Here is a 16550-nt window from a genome sequence, read left to right as displayed (position 1 = left end):
GCAACTCCTTGACGGTTCAGGCTTTACGGTGAGAGAGCGAGCGGGTTTTCAACTCGCACTCGAACAAGAATTCAAAGGCCTCGATCTGCCGCAGGGCGTCGCTCATGCGTGCGCCCCAGGTGTAGAGGCCATGGCCGCGAATCAGGTAGCCAACGCAATCGGGATGGGCGTCGAGCCAAGGCTGTACCTTGGCGGCGAGGCGCGCAATGTCCTGATCGTTGTCAAAAATCGGCACCCGTACCCGCGACTCGTGGGTCGATACGCCGGTGAAGGCTTTTTGCAGTTCGTAATCTTCGAAATCGATGAAGTCTTCCGGCGTCAGGCGCGACAGCACCGTGGCGTTCACCGAGTGGGTGTGCAACACCGCGCCGATCTCCGGACGCCAGCTGTAGAGCTGAGTGTGCAGCAGGGTTTCGGCGGACGGTTTCTTGCCCGGTTCCAGGCTGTTGCCCGACAGATCCGTGGCCAGCACATCGTCCAGGCCCAATTGACCCTTGTGCTTGCCCGACACCGTCAGCAGCGCTTCGGTCGGCGACAGTCGGGTCGAATAATTGCTGCTGGTGGCCGGCGACCAGCCGCGGCCATACAGGAAACGCCCGGCGTCGATGATTTCCTGGGCGAGGTGTTCACGGGTAAGGCTCATGGCCTGTCCTCTTGCATACATGTGGCAATGATAACGGCAGCCGCGAGGGCTGCGAGGCTGGCAATACTAAAGGTCAATGCGGCGCCCAGGGCGTTCCAGCTGTAACCGGCGTACAACGCGCCCAGTGCGCCGCCGGTCCCGGCCAGTGCCGCGTACAACGCCTGGCCCTGGCCTTGCTGACGCGCGCCGAAGCTACGTTGCACGAATGAAATGGCAGCGGCGTGAAAGCTGCCGAATGTCGCCGCGTGCAACACCTGGGCAAACAACAACACCCAGAGGAACTCAGCCAACGAACCCAGCAACAACCATCGCAACGCCGCCAGCAGAAAACTCGCCAGCAGCACCCGGCGCAACGAAAATCGCGCGAGGATTTTGCTCATGGCCATGAACATCAGCACCTCAGCCACCACGCCGACGGCCCAGAGCATGCCGATGACCCCTCGGCTGTAGCCCAATCGCTCAAGGTGCAAGGTCAGAAACGTGTAGTACGGGCCATGGCTCATCTGCATCAGCGCCACGCACGCGTAAAAAGCCAGCACGCCGGGGCTGCGCAGTTGCTTGAGAAATCCCTCCCCCGCCACCCGGTGGCCCGGCGCCGGTTGCGCGTTCGGCACCCAAAGGCTGCTGAGCACGATCCCGGCCATGATCAGCACCAGCGCCGCCGGGTAGATGTCGAGACTCAGCCATTCGAACAACCGGCCCAGCGCGACCACGGTGATGATGAAACCGATGGAGCCCCACAGGCGAATCTGACTGTAGCGAGAGGTCTGGCCCTGCAGGTGTGCGAGGGTGATGACTTCGAATTGCGGCAACACGGCGTGCCAGAAGAACGCATGCAAGGCCATGACCATCGCCAGCCAGGCGTAGGTCTTGCTGACAAAAATCAGTGAAAAGGTCAGCAGCGTGCAGACCGCGCCGAAACGCACGATGGCCAGCCGCCGGCCGGTGTAGTCACCCAGCCAGCCCCAGATGTTCGGCGCCACGCATCGCATCAACATCGGGATCGCCACCAGCTCACCGATGCGCGCGGCGGAAAATCCCAGGTGATCGAAGTACAGCGCCAGAAACGGCGCCGTCGAACCGAGCAAGGCGAAATAGAACAGATAGAAACTGGAAAGCCGCCAGTACGGCAGCGCCGCCACAGCCATCAGACTGCAGCGGCTATCAGGTCAGCCATTAAAGCTGACCCAGCACCGGGGTGCTCACGCGCACATCGGCGTTTTGCCCACGGTGGCGCAGCAGGTGGTCCATCAACACGATGGCCATCATCGCTTCGGCGATCGGCGTGGCGCGAATGCCGACGCACGGGTCGTGACGACCCTTGGTGATGACGTCCACCGGGTTGCCATGAATGTCGATTGAACGGCCGGGCGTGGTGATGCTGGACGTTGGCTTCAGGGCCAGGTGCGCGACGATCGGCTGACCGGAAGAGATGCCACCGAGAATGCCGCCAGCGTTGTTGCTGAGGAAACCTTGCGGAGTCATTTCATCGCGATGCTCGGTGCCACGCTGGGCGACGCTGGCGAAACCGGCGCCGATTTCCACGCCCTTGACCGCATTGATGCTCATCAGCGCATGGGCCAGTTCCGCGTCGAGGCGATCGAAAATCGGCTCGCCGAGGCCCGGCATCACGCCTTCGGCGACCACCGTGATCTTGGCGCCGACCGAATCCTGGTCGCGGCGCAACTGGTCCATATAGGCTTCCAGTTCCGGCACTTTGTCCGGGTCCGGGCTGAAGAAGGCGTTTTCTTCTACTGAGTCCCAGGTCTTGAACGGAATTTCGATGGGGCCGAGCTGGCTCATGTAGCCGCGAATGACGATGCCCTGGGTCGCCAGGTATTTTTTCGCAATCGCGCCAGCGGCAACGCGCATGGCGGTTTCACGGGCCGAGCTGCGGCCACCGCCGCGATAATCGCGCTCGCCGTACTTGTGGTGGTAGGTGTAGTCGGCGTGGGCCGGGCGGAACAGGTCCTTGATCGCCGAGTAGTCCTTGGATTTCTGATCGGTATTGCGGATCAACAGGCCGATGGCGCACCCGGTGGTGCGACCTTCGAATACGCCGGAAAGGATTTCGACTTCGTCGGCTTCCTGGCGCTGGGTAGTGTGGCGGCTGGTGCCAGGCTTGCGCCGGTCGAGATCGCGCTGCAGATCTTCCAGGGAGATCTCCAGGCCCGGCGGGCAGCCATCGACAATGGCGACCAACGCCGGACCATGGCTTTCGCCAGCGGTGGTGACAGTGAACAGCTTGCCGTAGGTATTGCCGGACATGCAGGACGCTCCGTGAAATGAACCTGAATACGTAATGCGCGCCAGTATACGCAGGCTACCCAAGTAGTTCATCCTCGAACCTTATGGGTGTCGGCGAGTCCAACCGGCATCTTCGTTCATGATGGCGTGATGATGCTGCGAGTTCTAGCCTTGAGCCTTACCCTGTTTACCGGTTTCGTCCAGGCCACCGTCCTGCAACGGCCGATCACGTTGGATACCGGGAGCGGAGAGCTTTTCGGCTCGCTGCTGCTGCCCAAGTCCGACACGCCTGTGCCAGTTGTCCTGATCATTTCCGGCTCCGGCCCAACCGATCGAGACGGCAATAACCCCGACGGCGGGCGCAATGACAGCCTGAAACGGCTGGCCTGGGTGCTGGCCAAACACAACATCGCCAGCGTGCGTTACGACAAACGCGGCGTTGCGGCGAGCCTGGCGGCGACCCCTGACGAGCGCAACCTGACGCTGGACGCCTATGTTTCCGACGCCCAAGCCTGGGGGCGCAAGCTCAAGGACGATCCGCGTTTCGGCAAGCTGATTTTGCTGGGGCACAGCGAAGGCGCCTTGATCGCCAGTCTCGCGGCGCCGAGTGTCGATGCGGCCGCAGTGATTTCCTTGTCCGGCAGCGCCCGGCCGATCGATCAAGTGGTGCGCCAACAACTGAGCAATCACCTGCCGCCGCCATTGATGCTGCGCAGTAACGAACTGCTCGACAGCCTCAAGGCCGGGAAAACCGACGATAACGTGCCACCGCCCTTGCAGGCGATATTCCGCCCGAGCGTGCAGCCGTACCTGATTTCGCTGTTCCGCCAGGACCCTGCGGCGGCGTTCGCGAAGTTGAAAATGCCGGCGTTGATCATCCAGGGCAGCAACGATATTCAGGTCGGCGTCAATGACGCCAAAATGCTCAAGGCTGCCAAACCGGACGCCGAACTGGCACTCATCGAAGGCATGAACCACGTCATGCGCATCGTGCCCAACGACGTAAAACGGCAATTGGCTTCCTATAGAGATCCGCAATTGCCCCTGGCGGCCGAACTGGGCACTCGAATCCTCGGGTTTATTGACGCAATTCGCACCCGTTAAGCGCTTTAAACGACATTGTGGCGTGAAAACCGCTCGAGAACGCTTCGTCGCCCTCCAGTCTTGAAAAAAACGGCCGATAAGCCTTTGTCGCCAGCGCACTGGCTGGCGGCAAGCAGAGCTTGGACAGGATCTCGCCGTTATGACCGATACCCAGACTTCACCCGACACTACCGCTGAAAAAGACGCACCGCCAGCGGTCGAGCTGCCTTGGGCGGACGTTCACGTCGAGCACCACAAGATGCTCCGTCTGGCGCCGCTGCAGACCGACCGCAACACCGGCGGGCGCCCCCTGCGCTTTGTCGAGTTCGGTTATGCCGAGCGCAACGACAAGCAGCGCAGCCTGATGCGCATGAGCATCACCCTGCCCGGCCAACGCGTGCGCAAGGAACAGAATCATCTGGACGTGTGGGTCGACCACAGCGAAAAGCGCGTGCATTTCGGGCCGGACAGCGGCCTGCAAATCGAACCGATGAACCGTGGTATCGGTCGCTTCATGGCGGCCCAGGGCATCACCTGGGCGAAGAAACGATGGCCCGGCTACACCGTCGACGGCACCGACCTGAACAACAAGGATGCGCTGAACGAAGACACCCGCCTGCGTCGCGACCACTTTTTGCGGGTGCACGGTTTCGATGTGGTTTACGCCGACGCCCAGCATTTGAAGGGCAGCGTCAAGGAAGTCCAGGTCGGCGACCTGTCGGGTGACTGGAACACGGAAAAACTGCAGATCGTGGAAATTCTCGAGGCAGCGCAGATGCTGCAGCAAGCCGAGCAGAACCTGGCCGAGCAGGAAGTCAAACTCAAGAAACACGAAGAAAAGGTCAGCAAGTACAAGCGTGAAGACGCCGGCTTGCGATTCACCATCACCTGCCTCGTGGCGTTTGCGGTGTTTCAGGCGGGGTTGTTGATCTGGATTGCGACACACCGGTAACCGCCGAAATCGGTCTGCGGTGAGACGCTTTTATGGCGAGGGCGCTTGCTCCCTCGCCATAAAGATTGCGGTCAGACGCGGGACGCGAACAATGCCTGATGATCCCGGCACTGTTCTGCCGACAGCATGAACACGCCATGCCCGCCGCGCTCGAACTCCAGCCAGGCGAAATCGACTTCAGGGTACAACGCCTCGACGTGTACCTGGCTGTTGCCCACCTCGACGATCAACAACCCCTTCTCGGTCAGGTGATCGGCCGCTTCGGCGAGCATGCGCCGTACCAGGTTCAAACCATCCTCACCGCAGGCCAGGCCCAGCTCCGGTTCGTGCTGGTATTCGTCCGGCATGTCGGCGAAATCCTCGGCATCGACGTAAGGCGGGTTTGACACGATCAGGTCGAAACGCTGCCCCGGCAAACCATCGAAACCATCACCTTGCACGGTGTAGACCCGCTCATCGACGCCGTGACGCTCGATGTTCTGGTTGGCCACTTCCAGCGCTTCGAACGACAGATCGGCCAGCACCACTTCGGCATTCTGGAACTCGTAAGCGCAGGCGATGCCGATGCAGCCGGAGCCGGTGCACAGGTCGAGAATTCGCGCAGGCTCGTCGGCCAGCCATGGCGTAAAGCGACTTTCGATCAGCTCGCCAATTGGCGAACGCGGGATCAGCACGCGCTCATCGACGATGAACGACAGGCCGCAGAACCAGGCTTCGCCCAGCAGGTACGCGGTCGGGACGCGCTTTTCGATACGACGCTTGAGCAAGTGTTGCAGGTGGACAAGTTCGTCTTCTTCCAGATTGCAATCGAGATAGCTGTCGGCAATTTCCCACGGCAAGTGCAGTGCACCCAACACCAGTTGACGGGCTTCGTCCCAGGCGTTGTCGGTGCCATGGCCGAAAAACAGATCCTCCCCATGGAAGCGGCTGACGGCCCAACGAATATGGTCACGCAGGGTACGAAGGCGGGAAGTGATCACGACGGCAAACTCCAGAAAAATCGACGGGCGATTCTATCAGTCAAACGCTGCCGCGACGACGCAGGAAAAACACTGGGGCTGTTGTAGGACTAATCTCTTTTTTACGCTCGGTCTTGAACAAAACGGACCACTTGACAACGCTGCACGCCAGTAACGACGGCGCTTGTAATGGTAGCCATTCACAGAAGCGCTCAGCCAGAGGACAATGTCGCAAAAGCCCCACTCCAAGGAGCCCCAGAATGTCTGTTCCAAAAACGATGTTTCAACTCAGCGGCCGCGGTTATGCAGCAGCCAATCTGAGCCATGCGACGCTTGTGATCATCGATGCCCAGAAAGAATACCTCAACGGTCCATTGGCCCTGAGTGGCATGGACGCTGCCGTCGCGAACATCAAGCAATTGTTGGGCGCTGCCCGCGCCGCCGGCCGCCCGATCGTGCATGTGCGCCACCTCGGCACCGTGGGTGGCCTGTTCGACCCGCAAGGCGAACGCGGCGAGTTCATCCCGGGGCTGGAGCCACAGGGCGACGAAACCATCATCGGCAAATTGCTGCCGAGCGCGTTCCACGGCACCCCACTTGAAAAACGCCTGCAGGATCTGGGCGCCCTCGACCTGATTGTCTGCGGTTTCATGAGCCACTCCAGCGTCAGCACCACCGTACGCGCCGCGAAGAACCTGGGCTTCCGTTGCACCCTGGTGGAAGACGCCTGCGCCACCCGCGACTTGCCCTACAAGGGCGGCGTCCTGAGCGCCGAGCACGTCCAGCAGACCGAAATGGCGATCATGGCAGACAACTTCGCCACCCTCGCCCTGACCCGCGAACTGATCTGATCGACGCTCAATGAGCGGTCTATACCGCCGCTCATCCGCAAAAGCCTCTCGTTAGCCGTAATTGTCTTAGCCTCAGGAACAACCCGGTCAACTCCCGGTCGAAGGGCCGATACCCATTGAGGAAGGTCGGAATGAAGTTATCCGATGGTTTTGACGCTCGCCGCTTGCGGCCCAAAGGCCAAAGCAACTGGCGTTTTCGAATCGGCGCGACGATTGCCGCGCTGCTGGCAATGTCCGGTGTGTTACTCGCCATGGCCGGTATCGCCAGCCTGCTCGGCCACGCACCCGCCCTGGGCGAGATGAACACCAATCGCGCCGGTGCGGCGGTGATTCTGGCGATTGGCTTGTGCGTGCTGTACCTCGGCGTGTGGCTCTGGCGTCGTAGCCGTCGTCGCTCGCGCCAGTCGCGAGAGCTGGCCATGTCCCCGCATTTGATGAAAAAACACGACTGAACCCGCGCTCACATCGAACGCGCGTGTTTTGTCGCGCGCCCATTCGCCTGGAGTTGGGTAAACTGGCCGCCCTTCGCGGAGGCTGACATGCAAGACGACGATTTTTTCCTGTTCAAAAGTGCGATCCAAGGCGTCAAGCCGATCAAGCACGATCGCGCCGAAACCGGCAAACCCAAGGCTGACCGCGCGCAGATCGCCAAGCTGCGTCAGGCCGCCACCGTGCGCACCGACGCCACCACCGTCGACGGACTCTCCGATCAGTTCGTCATCGATGTCGGCCCGGAAGACGAGTTGATGTGGGCGCGCGACGGTGTGCAGGAAAGCCAGATGCGCAAGCTCAAGATCGGCCAGATTCCGTTCGAAGGCAGCCTCGACCTGCACGGCATGAGCGTGGAAAAGGCCCGGGAAACCCTCTGGGCCTTTCTGGCCGAAGCGACCAAATTCGAAATCCGCTGCGTGCGCGTCACCCACGGCAAGGCCGTGCGCCTGGACGGTAAGCGGCCAATGATCAAAAGCCACGTCAACACGTGGTTGCGCCAGCATACGCAGGTACTTGGCTTCACCTCGTGCCAACCCAGACATGGCGGCGCCGGTGCCGTGTATGTGATGCTCAAACGAACCATGATGGAAGGTCGAGACGAGTAAAGCTGATGCGTCATGCTTGCAGCGTCGTGTCCGCCACCGTACCCTTGCCCTTTGCGTAAAATCCCACAGGTAGTTTCATGTCCCTGGAACAGAATTACACCGAGATCCTTGGCCAACTGGGCGAGGACGTCTCCCGCGAAGGCCTGCTCGACACGCCGAAACGTGCCGCCAAAGCCATGCAGTACCTTTGCCGCGGTTATGAACAGACGCTCGAAGAAGTCACCAACGGTGCCTTGTTCAGCTCCGACAACAGCGAAATGGTGCTGGTCAAGGACATCGAGCTGTACTCGTTGTGCGAGCACCACCTGCTGCCGTTCATCGGCAAGGCCCATGTCGCCTACATCCCGAGCGGCAAGGTCCTGGGGTTGTCGAAAGTCGCGCGGATCGTCGATATGTACGCCCGCCGCCTGCAGATCCAGGAAAACCTCAGCCGCCAGATCGCCGACGCGGTCCAGCAAGTCACCGGTGCCCTGGGCGTTGCGGTGGTGATTGAGGCCAAGCACATGTGCATGATGATGCGCGGCGTGGAAAAGCAAAATTCGTCGATGATCACCTCGGTGATGCTCGGTGAGTTCCGCGAGAACGCCGCGACTCGCAGCGAATTCCTCAGCCTCATCAAGTAATTCGCAGCACGAAAAAAACCGGCATTCATCGCCGGTTTTTTTTCGTCCGCGAAAATCAGGTAAGCTGCGCGCCTTTCATTTTTCGCTCCGTGAGGCTTTCAACGTGTTCGTAAAAGCGCTTCGTGTCGGCCTTGGCCAACTGATCATCTTCATCGACTTTCTCACTCGCCCCGGCAAGAAGCAGCGCCCGGTCGAGGCTCAGGCCCTGGTCAACAGCGCCGCCAAGGACCTGACCCTGTATCAATTCCACGCCTGCCCGTTCTGTGTGAAAACCCGTCGTACCCTGCGCCGCCTGAATGTGCCGGTGGCGTTGCGCGATGCGAAGAACAACGAACAGGATCGCCAGACCCTGCTGGAGCAAGGCGGCAAGATCAAGGTGCCGTGCCTGCGCATCGAAGAGAATGGCCAGACCACCTGGATGTATGAATCCAAGGTGATCATTGACTATCTGGACAAGCGCTTCGCTGCGGCCTGAAAAATCTCACCGGGGCTGACGGCCCCACACATCTTCAGGCAAACATAAACCGGCCCTTGCGCCGGTTTATTGGTTTTCAGGCGGCTTGCGCCGCCTGCGCCTGACGCACCACCGCCGCCAACCGCTTGAGCCCTTCATCCAGCCGCGCCGGGTCGATGTGGCTGAAATTCAACCGAAGATGCCCGGGGTTGTTGTCGGGATCCGGGAAGAACGGCTCGCCCGGCATGAACGCCACATCATTGGCCAACGCCGTATGGAGCAAGGTTCGGGTGTCCAATGGCTGCTTGAGAGTGAGCCAGAAAAACAGCCCGCCCTGGGGCACATTCCAGTCCGCCAGGTCGGCAAAATGGGTTTCCAGGGCCGCCTGAAACGCATCGCGACGCTCCCGGTAAAAGTCGCGCAATTCACTCAAATGCTCACGGAATTTTTCGCTGCCAATCCACTGTTGGGCTTGCCACTGGCCGACGCGGTTGGTGTGCAGATCCGCCGATTGCTTGAGTTTCAACAAATGCGGAAACAGATCCGCACTGGCAATCAGGTAACCGACGCGCAAACCGGGCAGCAAGGTTTTCGACACGGTGCCGGTGTAGATCCAACTGGATTTCTTCAAGCGACTGACAATCGGCGTGGCACTGCCTCCGTCGAAGGTCAGTTCGCGGTAAGGCTCGTCTTCGATCAGGGTCACGCCGAACTCGTCGAGCAACGCCGCCACGGCATTGCGCTTGGCTTCGCTATAGCGCACAGCCGATGGATTCTGGAACGTCGGGATCAGGTAGATGAACGCCGGACGGTGTTTTTCCAGACGGGTGCGCAATTGCGCCAGGTCCGGACCATCGGCTTGCAGCGGCACGGTCAGGCACTCGGCACCGAACAGTTGGAAGATTTGCAGCGCTGCGAGATAGGTCGGCGCTTCGAGCAGGATCTCGGTGCCCTTGTCGATGTAGAGCTTGGCCGCCAGGTCGAGGGTCTGCTGCGAGCCACTGACCACCAACACTTGGCTCGCCTCGCAGGGCACGCCCAGCGCCCGGGCCTCGGCGGCCAACATCTCGCGCAACGCCGGTTCGCCTTCGCTCATGCCGTATTGGCCCATGCTCAGCGGCATCTGATCCCATTCGACCTTGGGCAACATGGCTTCGGCCGGTAACCCGCCGGCGAACGACATCACTTGCGGGCGCTGGGCGGCGGCGAGGATTTCACGGATCAGAGAACTTTTAAGGCGCGAAACACGTTCGGAAAAAGCCATGGGGATCACCGGTAGCGAGGCCAGAGGAAAATGAGTCAAACTTGTTGACCAAAATTACGTCAGCCCGAGCGGATACGTCAATATGCTTGACCTTAAAAACCCGACATCCCAGCAACAAGCCATGGAAGCGTTTTTCTTCGGTTATCAGGCCTTCACCGCCAAGGCCGACGAAATGCTTGCGCGTCGAGGCTTGAGCCGTGTGCACCAACGCATCGTGTTTTTCATCGCACGCTACCCGAACTTGAGTGTGACGCAGTTGCTGGCCTTGCTGGGCGTGAGCAAGCAGGCGCTGAACATGCCATTGCGCCAACTGCTGGAAATGCATCTGGTGAACAGCGTCGCGTCCGAGACCGACAAGCGTAAACGCCTGCTGGAATTGACCGACGATGGGGCGCGTTTCGAACAATCACTGCGCCGCGAGCAGGTGAAATTGCTGGAACGGGTGTTTGCCGAGGCCGGGGAAGCGGCGGTGAATGGGTGGTTGGCGGTGAATATGGCTCTTGGGAAAAGTCAGGCTGTTGTTGATTGACTGTTCTGCCCTTATCGCCAGCAGGCTGGCTCCCACCGTGATTTGTGGTGAGCACAAAACCTGTGGGAGCCAGCCTGCTGGCGATGAGGCCCGCGAAGGCCATATATCCCTATTGCCAAACTTTTCGTCCACAAAATAAAAAACAATATTTGCTTTATTTGTACACAAAAGCATAATCCACCTCGTGCGAGTTCCTGACCAAGCAGTCAACAAATTCGCAAGTGCCTCAAAGGGCCGCTGCCCCCCTCTCGGGTCCGGCCCTGGAAATAACAATAAAACTCTTGAGGAGTATTCGCTGTGGAAAGCCGCAAATCCGAAGCATCGACGCTGGATCTCTCGCCGCCTTTACGCAATGGCTGGCTGGAGCGCATCTTTAAACTCAGCTTGCATGGCACCACGGTGAAGACCGAGTTGATTGCCGGTCTGACTACCTTCATCACGATGGCTTACATCATCTTCGTCAACCCCAACATCATGGCCGACGCCGGGATCGATCACGGCGCGGCGTTCGTCGCCACCTGCATCGCCGCCGCACTGGGTTGCCTGCTGATGGGCCTGTACGCCAACTGGCCCGTCGGCCTGGCGCCGGGCATGGGCCTGAACGCCTTCTTCACCTACACCGTGGTCGGCACCATGGGCTACAACTGGGAAACCGCCCTCGGTGCGGTGTTCGTGTCCGGTGTGCTGTTCATGATCCTGACCTTCTCGCGCGTGCGCGAATGGCTGCTCAACAGCATCCCGGTGAGCCTGCGCTTCGCCATGGGTGCGGGCGTGGGTCTGTTCCTGGGGCTGATCGGCTTGAAAACCGCCGGCATCATCGTCGACAGTCCAGCCACGCTGATCAAGCTCGGTTCCCTGCGCGAGCCTGGCCCGCTGCTGGCCGCCATCTGCTTTCTGATGATCGCCGTGCTCAGCTACCACAAAGTGTTCGGCGCGATCCTCATCAGCATCATCACCGTGACCTTGGCCGGTTGGGGCCTGGGACTGGTGCATTACGAAGGGATCATGTCGGCACCGCCGAGCCTGGCCCCGACCTGGATGGCAATGAACCTCGCCGGCGTGTTCAACGTCAGCATGATCAGTGTGGTGCTGGCCTTCCTCTTCGTGCACATGTTTGACACCGCCGGCACCCTGATGGGCGTAGCGCAGCGCGCCAACCTGGTCAATGCCGATGGCCGCATCGAAAACCTCTCCCGCGCCATGAAAGCCGACAGCGCCTCCAGCGTATTCGGCGCGATCGTCGGTGTTCCTCCTGTCACCAGCTACGTGGAAAGTGCCGCGGGTGTAGCGGCTGGTGGTCGGACTGGTCTTACCGCAGTGACCGTAGGTGTGCTATTTATTGCAGCCATGTTCTTCGCCCCGCTGGCCGGCATGATTCCCGCCTACGCCACCGCAGGCGCACTGATTTACGTGGCCATGCTGATGATGGGTGGCATGAAGCACATTGAGTGGGACGAAGCGACCGACAGCATTCCGGCGATCGTCACCGCCATCATGATGCCCCTGACCTTTTCGGTCGCTGACGGTATCGCGCTGGGCTTCATCACCTACGTGGTCCTGAAGGCCGGCACTGGCAAGTACAAGGAAATTTCCGCGAGTCTGTGGGTGCTCTGCGCGATCTTCATCGCCAAGTTCATCTTCTTGTAGACCTTACGCGGTACGCGCTTCAAACCAGCCTCACCCCGTCGGGTGAGGCTTTTGTGCAAATGGAGGAAAGTGATGAGTCTGGAAACCTGGCTGCTGTTCAGCGGCGCTGCGCTGGTGGTGATCCTGATACCGGGGCCACTGTCTTTGCTGATGATCAGCAACAGTTTGAATTACGGCCTGGTGCGTTCCTACCCGGCCTTTCTCGGTGGCGTGATGGCCTCGATTGGCCTGCTGAGCGCTTCGGCGCTGGGTCTGGGCGCGCTGCTGTTGGCGTCGGAGCAATTGTTCAGCGCGCTGAAGATCGTCGGAGCGCTGTACCTGTTCTACCTCGCCTGGCAGAGCTGGCAGCAATCGCGTCAACCGTCCCATGGTGCCGAAGTGCCCCAAGCGGCCCCGGTGCCACGCTTTCGTGCCCTGTTCGGGCGTGCCTTCATGCTGGGTGCGAGCAATCCGAAAGACATTCTGTTCTTCGCCGCTTTCCTGCCGCAGTTCTTGAGCGCCGAACAGCCGTTCCTCCCGCAGTTGCTGGTGATGATTGCCACGTGGACCGTGCTGGACCTGCTGTGCAAGTTGGCTTACGGGCTGGGTGCCCATGGCGCGGCGCGGTATCTGCGCAGTGGCAAGGGACAGAGCTGGTTTAACCGGATCAGTGCCGGGTTGTTCAGTGGCGCGGGGGCTGCTTCCCTACTCAGCCGTTAAGAGCTTCGCGGGCAAGCCAACTCCCACAGGTCGTGCGAATGACTTGTAGGAGCTGGCTCGCCGGCGAAAGCGCCAGCACAGGCACCACTTTCCTCCAGGCGAAAAAAAGCCCGCAGTGTGAGCGGGCGAAAGACCAAAGAAGCTATATGCGCAGTCGCTTCCAGGTTGAGGCAGCTGCTTGGGGGATCAGCTGCCGCGATAGGTGGAATAGCTGTAGGGCGAAATCAGCAAGGGCACGTGATAGTGGTCCTGCTCCGCAGAAATGCCAAAACGCAGCACCACCACATCCAGGAACGCCGGTTCCGGCAGTTGAACGCCACGGGCGCGGTAGTAATCGCCCGCATGGAACTGAATCTGGTAGACCCCGGTGCGGTAGTCATCACCTTGCAACAACGGTGCATCGACACGGCCGTCGCTGTTGGTTATCGCGTTGGCGACCCATTCCAGCTGCGAACCTTCAACACGGTACAACTCGACCTTGATCGAGCTGCCCGGGCAGCCATGTGCAGCGTCCAAAACATGTGTAGTCAAACGTCCCATTGATTCTGCGCGCCTGGCTGCGTGGAGCAGTCAGACCTCGCGCCTCCCGAAGTCAGTTGAAAAGGAGACCGCACCGTTTCGGAGCACGAAAAGCTGCGGCGAGCGATTGATTAAGACACTTTTCAAAAAAATTGTACACAACAAAAACGACATTTTTACGGCAAGCAGCGCCCTCCATGGATTTCCCGGCGGTTAACTGGCAAACCGCAGGCTGGTTGATCTCTCCAGCCATTAGCTGACCAATCAGGCAGGTTTCTTGCAGGATGGGATCAAGCGCGCGGAAAGATGACCGTTAATGAAAAATGCAAAAAATCAGGCTTACAAAGTGAATATAAAGTTGTATACAATCAGCCCATCGCTGTGACGCCAGCCTGTCTTTCCACTGCAGGCACGCCACACCACCCTGACAGCCACGAATAAGAAGGAAGACTGCAGTGAGCGCTGACTACCCACGCGACCTGATCGGTTACGGCAGTAACCCTCCTCATCCACACTGGCCGGGCAATGCCCGCATCGCCTTGTCCTTCGTGCTCAATTACGAAGAAGGCGGCGAGCGCAACATCCTGCACGGCGACAAAGAATCCGAAGCCTTCCTGTCTGAAATGGTCTCGGCGCAGCCACTGCAAGGCGCGCGCAACATGAGCATGGAATCACTGTACGAGTATGGCAGCCGTACCGGTGTCTGGCGGATTCTGAAACTGTTCAAGGAATTCGACATTCCGCTGACCATCTTCGCCGTGGCCATGGCCGCCCAGCGCCACCCGGACGTGATCCGCGCCATGGTCGAAGCCGGCCACGAGATCTGCAGCCACGGCTACCGCTGGATCGACTACCAGTACATGGATGAAACCCAGGAACGCGAGCACATGCTCGAAGCGATCCGCATCCTCACCGAAATCACCGGCGAACGCCCGCTGGGCTGGTACACCGGCCGCACCGGCCCGAACACCCGTCGCCTGGTGATGGAAGAAGGCGGTTTCCTCTACGACTGCGACACCTACGACGACGACCTGCCCTACTGGGAACCGAACAACCCGACCGGCAAGCCGCACCTGGTGATCCCGTACACCCTGGACACCAACGACATGCGCTTCACCCAGGTCCAGGGCTTCAACAAGGGCGACGATTTCTTCGAATACCTCAAAGATGCGTTCGACGTGCTGTACGCCGAAGGCGCCGACGCTCCGAAGATGCTGTCGATCGGCCTGCACTGCCGCCTGATTGGCCGTCCGGCGCGTCTGGCCTCGCTCAAGCGCTTTATCGAATACGCTAAAAGTCATGAACAGGTGTGGTTCAGCCGTCGCGTCGACATTGCACGCCACTGGCAAGCAACCCATCCGTACCAAGGGGCTGCCAAATGAGCACCTTTCAATCCATCAAGCCATCGACCCTGAGCCGCGACGCGTTCGTCAGCGTGTTCGCCGATATCTACGAACATTCGCCATGGGTGGCCGAAAAAGCCTTCGAGCTCGGCCAGGACGCTTCGATCGACGAGATCGAAACCCTGCACCAGCGCATGAGCGACATCCTGTTGAGTGCTGATCAGCAAAGCCAGCTGGCCCTGATCAACGCTCACCCGGACCTGGCCGGCAAAGCCGCCGTCCAGGGCCAATTGACCGAAGCCAGCACCCATGAACAGGCTGGCGCCGGTATTCACCAATGCACGGCCGAAGAGTTCCAGCGCTTCACCGAGCTGAACGACGCCTACAAAGCCAAGTTCAAGTTTCCCTTCATCATGGCGGTAAAAGGCAGCAACCGGCATCAGATCCTCGCGGCGTTCGAAACGCGCATTCACAACCCGGTCGACACCGAATTCAAGTGCGCGCTGGCGGAGATCAACAAGATCGCCCTGTTCCGATTACTGACCCTATAGCGATCCTGGCCCGAGAAACCTCATGAACGCTTGCGTTTCCCAGGGCCCCGAGAGCATCCCAAGCCAACTTATTAAAGGCAGACAAGAAGAATGAAAGCTTACGCCGTACCTTTCGAGAAGTTCGTCAACCTGGCCGACGCCCGCCTGGGCACCAAAATCATCTCGGTCACCGATGACTGGTTCGCAGACGCCAATCGTCTGTTCCAACCGACCCCGGCCGTCTGGAAGGAGGGCGTGTTCGATGACAACGGCAAGTGGATGGACGGCTGGGAATCGCGCCGCAAGCGCTTCGAAGGCTATGACAGCGCAGTGATCCGCCTGGGCGTGCCGGGCTCGATCAAAGGCGTCGACATCGACACTTCATTCTTCACCGGCAACTTCCCGCCGTCGGCCTCCCTGGAAGCCTGCTTCCTGGCCGAAGGCGAGCCAGACGAAAACACCCAGTGGACTGAAGTGCTGTCCGCCGTCGAACTGCAAGGCAACAGCCACCACTACCACGAAATCAACAACGACCAGGCCTTCAGCCACCTGCGTTTCAACATCTACCCGGACGGCGGTGTAGCCCGTCTGCGCGTGTACGGCATTCCGTTCCGTGACTGGTCGGCTGTTGGCGACAACGAGCAAGTCGACCTGGCTGCAGCCCTCAACGGTGGCCGCGCCCTCGCCTGCTCCGACGAACACTTCGGTCGCATGAGCAACATCCTCAACCCGGGCCGTGGCATCAACATGGGCGACGGCTGGGAAACCGCGCGTCGCCGTACACCGGGCAATGACTGGGTGATCGTCGCACTGGGCCACCCGGGCGAAATCGAGAAAATCATCGTCGATACCCTGCACTTCAAGGGCAACTACCCGGACAGCTGCTCGATCCAGGGCGCCTTCGTCAAGGGCGGTACCGACAGCCAGATCGAAACCCAGTCGCTGTTCTGGCGCGAACTGCTGCCAAGCCAGAAGCTGGAAATGCACGCCGAACACACCTTCGCCGAGCAGATCAAGGCACTGGGCCCGATCACCCACATCCGCCTGAACGTGTTCCCGGACGGTGGTGTGAGCCGCCTGCGTGTCTTGGGCAAGGTCGCTAAATAAGCA

Annotated in this window: 19 protein-coding genes; 13 read left to right on the top strand and 6 right to left on the bottom strand. The window is 60.1% G+C overall.

The window, feature by feature from the left end; all coding sequences use genetic code 11:
* Positions 1 to 16: 16 nt before the first annotated feature.
* The 3 genes from AC1Q6D_RS19070 to aroC are packed head-to-tail and all read right to left on the bottom strand — an operon-like array spanning position 17 to position 2911.
* Positions 17 to 643 (bottom strand): methylthioribulose 1-phosphate dehydratase, encoded by a 627-nt coding sequence (locus AC1Q6D_RS19070; RefSeq protein WP_103402588.1) that lies wholly within the window; start codon positions 641 to 643, stop codon positions 17 to 19.
* Positions 640 to 1791, bottom strand: coding sequence for an MFS transporter (locus AC1Q6D_RS19065; RefSeq protein ID WP_161793938.1), 1152 nt, complete (start codon positions 1789 to 1791; stop codon positions 640 to 642). Before AC1Q6D_RS19065 ends, AC1Q6D_RS19070 begins: the two co-directional genes overlap by 4 nt.
* Before the next feature lie 28 nt (positions 1792 to 1819).
* Entirely contained in the window at positions 1820 to 2911 is a 1092-nt protein-coding gene (gene aroC, locus AC1Q6D_RS19060) for a chorismate synthase (protein WP_103402587.1), read from the bottom strand.
* A 129-nt stretch (positions 2912 to 3040) separates the two neighbouring features.
* Here aroC and AC1Q6D_RS19055 point away from each other — a divergent pair, with 129 nt between their 5' ends.
* Positions 3041 to 3994: an alpha/beta hydrolase gene (locus AC1Q6D_RS19055; protein ID WP_103402586.1), complete on the top strand. Its 954-nt coding sequence runs from the start codon at positions 3041 to 3043 to the stop codon at positions 3992 to 3994.
* 139 nt (positions 3995 to 4133) lie between these two features.
* Complete coding sequence (locus tag AC1Q6D_RS19050; RefSeq protein ID WP_103402585.1) at positions 4134 to 4925, top strand: hypothetical protein; 792 nt, start codon at positions 4134 to 4136, stop codon at positions 4923 to 4925.
* 71 nt (positions 4926 to 4996) lie between these two features.
* On the opposite strand, the gene prmB is transcribed toward AC1Q6D_RS19050, so the two are convergent.
* Positions 4997 to 5905: a 50S ribosomal protein L3 N(5)-glutamine methyltransferase gene (gene prmB, locus AC1Q6D_RS19045; RefSeq protein WP_103402584.1), complete on the bottom strand. Its 909-nt coding sequence runs from the start codon at positions 5903 to 5905 to the stop codon at positions 4997 to 4999.
* Between the two features lie 239 nt (positions 5906 to 6144).
* Between prmB and AC1Q6D_RS19040 the strand changes: the two genes are divergently transcribed.
* From AC1Q6D_RS19040 to AC1Q6D_RS19020, 5 genes are all read left to right on the top strand, one after another.
* Positions 6145 to 6735 (top strand): cysteine hydrolase family protein, encoded by a 591-nt coding sequence (locus tag AC1Q6D_RS19040; RefSeq protein ID WP_047531636.1) that lies wholly within the window; start codon positions 6145 to 6147, stop codon positions 6733 to 6735.
* 131 nt (positions 6736 to 6866) lie between these two features.
* The gene (locus AC1Q6D_RS19035) at positions 6867 to 7187 is read left to right on the top strand and encodes a hypothetical protein (RefSeq protein WP_103402583.1); all 321 of its coding nucleotides are present in this window, start codon (positions 6867 to 6869) and stop codon (positions 7185 to 7187) included.
* A gap of 87 nt (positions 7188 to 7274) precedes the next feature.
* The gene (locus AC1Q6D_RS19030) at positions 7275 to 7832 is read left to right on the top strand and encodes a Smr/MutS family protein (RefSeq protein ID WP_103402582.1); all 558 of its coding nucleotides are present in this window, start codon (positions 7275 to 7277) and stop codon (positions 7830 to 7832) included.
* A gap of 77 nt (positions 7833 to 7909) precedes the next feature.
* Positions 7910 to 8455, top strand: coding sequence for a GTP cyclohydrolase I FolE (gene folE / locus AC1Q6D_RS19025; protein WP_024076633.1), 546 nt, complete (start codon positions 7910 to 7912; stop codon positions 8453 to 8455).
* A 103-nt stretch (positions 8456 to 8558) separates the two neighbouring features.
* Positions 8559 to 8930 (top strand): glutathione S-transferase N-terminal domain-containing protein, encoded by a 372-nt coding sequence (locus AC1Q6D_RS19020; RefSeq protein WP_103402581.1) that lies wholly within the window; start codon positions 8559 to 8561, stop codon positions 8928 to 8930.
* Positions 8931 to 9006: 76 nt separating this feature from the next.
* On the opposite strand, the gene AC1Q6D_RS19015 is transcribed toward AC1Q6D_RS19020, so the two are convergent.
* Positions 9007 to 10173: an aminotransferase-like domain-containing protein gene (locus AC1Q6D_RS19015; protein ID WP_103402580.1), complete on the bottom strand. Its 1167-nt coding sequence runs from the start codon at positions 10171 to 10173 to the stop codon at positions 9007 to 9009.
* An 82-nt stretch (positions 10174 to 10255) separates the two neighbouring features.
* Here AC1Q6D_RS19015 and AC1Q6D_RS19010 point away from each other — a divergent pair, with 82 nt between their 5' ends.
* The 3 genes from AC1Q6D_RS19010 to AC1Q6D_RS19000 all read left to right on the top strand — a co-directional run bounded on the left by AC1Q6D_RS19010 (position 10256) and on the right by AC1Q6D_RS19000 (position 13048).
* A complete protein-coding gene (locus tag AC1Q6D_RS19010; protein ID WP_103402579.1) occupies positions 10256 to 10702 on the top strand; it encodes a MarR family winged helix-turn-helix transcriptional regulator in 447 nt (148 codons plus the stop codon).
* Positions 10703 to 10999: 297 nt separating this feature from the next.
* Positions 11000 to 12349, top strand: a complete 1350-nt coding sequence (locus tag AC1Q6D_RS19005) for an NCS2 family permease (protein WP_047531652.1) — start codon at positions 11000 to 11002, stop codon at positions 12347 to 12349.
* A 72-nt stretch (positions 12350 to 12421) separates the two neighbouring features.
* Positions 12422 to 13048, top strand: a complete 627-nt coding sequence (locus AC1Q6D_RS19000; RefSeq protein WP_047531655.1) for a LysE family translocator — start codon at positions 12422 to 12424, stop codon at positions 13046 to 13048.
* Between the two features lie 186 nt (positions 13049 to 13234).
* Here AC1Q6D_RS19000 and uraH read toward each other — a convergent pair whose 3' ends face one another.
* Positions 13235 to 13588: a hydroxyisourate hydrolase gene (gene uraH, locus AC1Q6D_RS18995; RefSeq protein ID WP_103402578.1), complete on the bottom strand. Its 354-nt coding sequence runs from the start codon at positions 13586 to 13588 to the stop codon at positions 13235 to 13237.
* Between the two features lie 434 nt (positions 13589 to 14022).
* Between uraH and puuE the strand changes: the two genes are divergently transcribed.
* The 3 genes from puuE to alc all read left to right on the top strand — a co-directional run bounded on the left by puuE (position 14023) and on the right by alc (position 16547).
* Positions 14023 to 14949: an allantoinase PuuE gene (gene puuE, locus AC1Q6D_RS18990; protein WP_103402577.1), complete on the top strand. Its 927-nt coding sequence runs from the start codon at positions 14023 to 14025 to the stop codon at positions 14947 to 14949.
* Entirely contained in the window at positions 14946 to 15461 is a 516-nt protein-coding gene (uraD, locus tag AC1Q6D_RS18985) for a 2-oxo-4-hydroxy-4-carboxy-5-ureidoimidazoline decarboxylase (RefSeq protein WP_103402576.1), read from the top strand. Before puuE ends, uraD begins: the two co-directional genes overlap by 4 nt.
* Positions 15462 to 15551: 90 nt before the next feature.
* Complete coding sequence (gene alc / locus AC1Q6D_RS18980) at positions 15552 to 16547, top strand: allantoicase (RefSeq protein ID WP_047531665.1); 996 nt, start codon at positions 15552 to 15554, stop codon at positions 16545 to 16547.
* Positions 16548 to 16550: the final 3 nt, after the last annotated feature.

It is taken from the genome of Pseudomonas sp. MT92, assembly GCF_058792515.1.
Note: the sequence above shows the minus strand (reverse complement) of the source record. Positions and strands in the feature narration are given on the sequence as shown.

What these genes read in the sequence shown, in the direction of transcription:
- AC1Q6D_RS19070 (WP_103402588.1), bottom strand. Translation starts at nt 643, where the DNA reads ATGAGCCTTACCCGTGAACACCTCGCCCAGGAAATCATCGACGCCGGG.
- AC1Q6D_RS19065 (WP_161793938.1), bottom strand. Translation starts at nt 1,791, where the DNA reads ATGGCTGTGGCGGCGCTGCCGTACTGGCGGCTTTCCAGTTTCTATCTG.
- aroC (WP_103402587.1), bottom strand. Translation starts at nt 2,911, where the DNA reads ATGTCCGGCAATACCTACGGCAAGCTGTTCACTGTCACCACCGCTGGC.
- AC1Q6D_RS19055 (WP_103402586.1), top strand. Translation starts at nt 3,041, where the DNA reads ATGATGCTGCGAGTTCTAGCCTTGAGCCTTACCCTGTTTACCGGTTTC.
- AC1Q6D_RS19050 (WP_103402585.1), top strand. Translation starts at nt 4,134, where the DNA reads ATGACCGATACCCAGACTTCACCCGACACTACCGCTGAAAAAGACGCA.
- AC1Q6D_RS19040 (WP_047531636.1), top strand. Translation starts at nt 6,145, where the DNA reads ATGTCTGTTCCAAAAACGATGTTTCAACTCAGCGGCCGCGGTTATGCA.
- AC1Q6D_RS19035 (WP_103402583.1), top strand. Translation starts at nt 6,867, where the DNA reads ATGAAGTTATCCGATGGTTTTGACGCTCGCCGCTTGCGGCCCAAAGGC.
- AC1Q6D_RS19030 (WP_103402582.1), top strand. Translation starts at nt 7,275, where the DNA reads ATGCAAGACGACGATTTTTTCCTGTTCAAAAGTGCGATCCAAGGCGTC.
- folE (WP_024076633.1), top strand. Translation starts at nt 7,910, where the DNA reads ATGTCCCTGGAACAGAATTACACCGAGATCCTTGGCCAACTGGGCGAG.
- AC1Q6D_RS19015 (WP_103402580.1), bottom strand. Translation starts at nt 10,173, where the DNA reads ATGGCTTTTTCCGAACGTGTTTCGCGCCTTAAAAGTTCTCTGATCCGT.
- AC1Q6D_RS19010 (WP_103402579.1), top strand. Translation starts at nt 10,256, where the DNA reads ATGCTTGACCTTAAAAACCCGACATCCCAGCAACAAGCCATGGAAGCG.
- AC1Q6D_RS19000 (WP_047531655.1), top strand. Translation starts at nt 12,422, where the DNA reads ATGAGTCTGGAAACCTGGCTGCTGTTCAGCGGCGCTGCGCTGGTGGTG.
- uraH (WP_103402578.1), bottom strand. Translation starts at nt 13,588, where the DNA reads ATGGGACGTTTGACTACACATGTTTTGGACGCTGCACATGGCTGCCCG.
- uraD (WP_103402576.1), top strand. Translation starts at nt 14,946, where the DNA reads ATGAGCACCTTTCAATCCATCAAGCCATCGACCCTGAGCCGCGACGCG.
- alc (WP_047531665.1), top strand. Translation starts at nt 15,552, where the DNA reads ATGAAAGCTTACGCCGTACCTTTCGAGAAGTTCGTCAACCTGGCCGAC.